The following is a 2,906-nucleotide window of genomic DNA, read 5'->3' on the forward strand; positions in this document are numbered from 1 at the left end:
GCGATGCTCGATAAAACGGCAGGATCAGGTCCCGTGTCAATGGCGCCAGCGTGACATCGCCATCGGTGGCCGGGTCGATCCAGATCACTTCTTCGATCTCAGCCGCCGGGGTAACGTCGGTGTCGATGCTCAGCAAAAACAGTTCAGCCTGCACGACAAATCCAGGTTCGTTTGCAGCCGGTGCCGAGAATATCCCAAGGTAACGGGCGTGCGCAGGATCGATGATCAGACCCAGCTCTTCTTCCAGCTCTCGGACCAACGCGTGGACCGGTTGTTCATGGGCTTCGATCTTGCCACCCGGCTGCATGAAGGCCTGGGTGCCGCGCTTGCGCACCAGCAATGTGCGGCCGTCGGGACCGATCATCAGGGCGGCGGCGATGCGGATGGTGCGTGGCGAATCAGCGGATGAAAGCGTCATGGATCGGAGAAAGCCTTGAGTAAAAGCCGTAAGGATCCCATGCTCGCCGGGGGCTCGTCATTAGATGGATACCCGGAACGCGCGAACTAGAGCTGTCCAAGCGCAGAATGCGTGAAATGTATACCTGTCATAAGCAGCCAACCATTGTGRCGAGGGGGCTTGCCCCCGTCCGGCTGCGAAGCAGTCGTAATATCTGCAAAAGCCCTTGCCACAGGTGCTCCCTTGCCACAAAAGCCATTGCAGCATTGCCGCAATTATTGAGTCCGAAACCAAGGAAACCGTATGAGCCTGTCACTCCTGAGCCGCTACGCCTTCTTTGCCGCTTGCGTGATTTTCACCCTCGCCAGCCTGCCTTTCCTCGAATACGACTGGCTCTGGCCAATCACCACCGTCACCGCTGTGCTCAGCCTGATCGGCCTGTTCGATCTGCTGCAAAGCCCGCACGCGGTGCGTCGCAACTACCCGATCCTGGGCAATATTCGTTATCTGGTGGAAGGTATTCGCCCGGAAATCCGCCAGTACCTGCTCGAATCCGACAGCGACGCCCTGCCCTTCTCCCGGGCCCAGCGTTCGCTGGTCTACTCGCGCGCCAAGAACGAAAGCGCGGACAAACCCTTCGGCACGCTGATCGATGTGTATCAGTCGGGCTTCGAGTTTATCGGTCACTCGATGCGGCCGGCGCCGTTGAGTGATCCGAGCGCATTCCGCGTGATGGTCGGCGGCCCGCAATGTACCCAGCCGTACTCCGCTTCCGTGTTTAACATCTCGGCCATGAGCTTTGGCTCGCTCAGCGCCAACGCGATTCGCGCCTTGAACCAGGGCGCCAAGCTCGGCAATTTTGCCCATGACACCGGCGAAGGCAGCATCAGCGCTTACCACCGGGAAAACGGTGGCGACCTGACCTGGGAACTCGGTAGCGGCTACTTCGGCTGCCGCACCGCTGACGGGCGTTTCGACCCGGAACGCTTTGCCGCCCAGGCACAAACGCCGCAAGTGCGAATGATCGAAATCAAGATGAGCCAGGGCGCCAAACCCGGCCATGGCGGGATTCTGCCCAAGCACAAAGTCACCAAGGAAATCGCCGAAACCCGCGGCATCATGATGGGCGAAGACTGCATCTCGCCGTCGCGGCACAGCGCGTTTTCCACACCGATCGAACTGATGCACTTCATCCAGCAACTGCGTGAACTGTCCGGCGGCAAACCGGTGGGCTTCAAGTTCTGCCTCGGCCACCCATGGGAATTCATGGGTATCGCCAAGGCCATGCTGGAAACCGGCATCCTCCCGGATTTCATCGTCGTCGACGGCAAGGAAGGTGGCACCGGTGCCGCGCCGGTTGAGTTCACCGACCACATTGGCGTGCCGATGCGCGAAGGTTTGTTGTTCGTGCATAAMACGCTGGTGGGCTTGAACCTGCGGGACAAAATCAAACTCGGCGCCAGCGGCAAGATCGTCAGCGCCTTCGACATCGCCAGCGTCCTGGCCATTGGTGCCGACTGGGCCAACTCGGCACGCGGCTTCATGTTCGCTATCGGGTGCATCCAGTCACAAAGCTGCCACACCAACAAATGCCCGACCGGCGTGGCGACTCAGGACACCTTGCGTCAACGCGCACTGGTAGTCCCGGACAAGGCCCAGCGGGTGTTCAACTTTCACCGCAATACACTCAAGGCGTTGGCCGAAATGTTGGCCGCTGCCGGTCTCGATCACCCATCGCAACTGTCGGCCAAGCATCTGGTGCGACGCATGTCGGCGACCGAGATCAAGTTGTTCTCGCAGTTGCATGTGTTTTTGAAACCGGGGGAGTTGCTCACAGGGGAAGTGAATGGCGAGTTTTACTCGCGGATGTGGCAGATGGCGCGGGCGGATAGTTTTGAGCCAAATGAGATGGCTGCTGCTTAACTGGCGCTGCATGCCAGCTTCACGCAGAGGCTGGCATCATTCAAACCTCACGCTCGCTGAACAGAATAAAACTGGAAAATAACAACCCGCAGATCAGACTCAAAAGCGAGAACGACGCGACGGTCACCAGCCCGTGAATTTTCCAGACGTCAGCGAAATAGCCAACAACGAAACTCATCAGCCCCATGAAACAGAGATACACCAGATAACGAAGCACCGACGCGTTGGCATTGAATGTGTACAGCGTATGCACATAGAAAGAGAACGTCGCGGCCACACAAAACGCCGAAAGGTTACTGGCGGCCTGACTCCATTCGGCGACGGTGGTGAGTACATAAAATAGCTGCCAATGAATCAGCGTATTGGCCACGCCAACCACCGCGTAAGCGGAAAACTTTTTCCATAAGGTTTTCATGTCCGTTCCCTGGCCTGCTGCTGTTTCAAGCGTCAACCTAAAGTCAGCGCGGGTGTGCGTCTACTGTCATAACGAACAGGTAGCGCGGCAATCCGGATCAACGGTCATTTTGAACTGCTCGTTTACGAACCCGACGGTAGTCAGAGATCGTAAAGCTGCCGGGCATACAGG

At 58.1% G+C, this 2,906-nt stretch carries 3 protein-coding genes; 1 reads left to right on the forward strand and 2 read right to left on the reverse strand.

Annotated elements, in window-relative coordinates; all coding sequences use genetic code 11:
- The coding region (locus AC1DRJ_RS24750; protein WP_477804478.1) for an NUDIX hydrolase at positions 1 to 418 on the reverse strand (418 nt) is incomplete at its 3' end.
- A 282-nt stretch (positions 419 to 700) separates the two neighbouring features.
- Here AC1DRJ_RS24750 and AC1DRJ_RS24755 point away from each other — a divergent pair.
- On the forward strand, positions 701 to 2,320 hold the full coding sequence (locus AC1DRJ_RS24755; protein WP_477804479.1) for an FMN-binding glutamate synthase family protein: 1,620 nt from the start codon (positions 701 to 703) through the stop codon (positions 2,318 to 2,320).
- A gap of 40 nt (positions 2,321 to 2,360) precedes the next feature.
- Here the strand turns inward: AC1DRJ_RS24755 and AC1DRJ_RS24760 are convergent, their stop codons facing one another.
- Positions 2,361 to 2,735 carry a GtrA family protein gene (locus AC1DRJ_RS24760; RefSeq protein WP_477804480.1) on the reverse strand — a complete coding sequence of 125 codons (375 nt, stop codon included), beginning with the start codon at positions 2,733 to 2,735 and terminating at the stop codon, positions 2,361 to 2,363.
- Positions 2,736 to 2,906: the final 171 nt, after the last annotated feature.

The sequence above is a fragment of the Pseudomonas sp. P5_B2 genome (genome assembly GCF_056400445.1).

Bases quoted from the DNA above. Each gene is read 5' to 3' on its own strand.
- AC1DRJ_RS24760 (WP_477804480.1), bottom strand. From the start codon at position 2,735: ATGAAAACCTTATGGAAAAAGTTTTCCGCTTACGCGGTGGTTGGCGTG.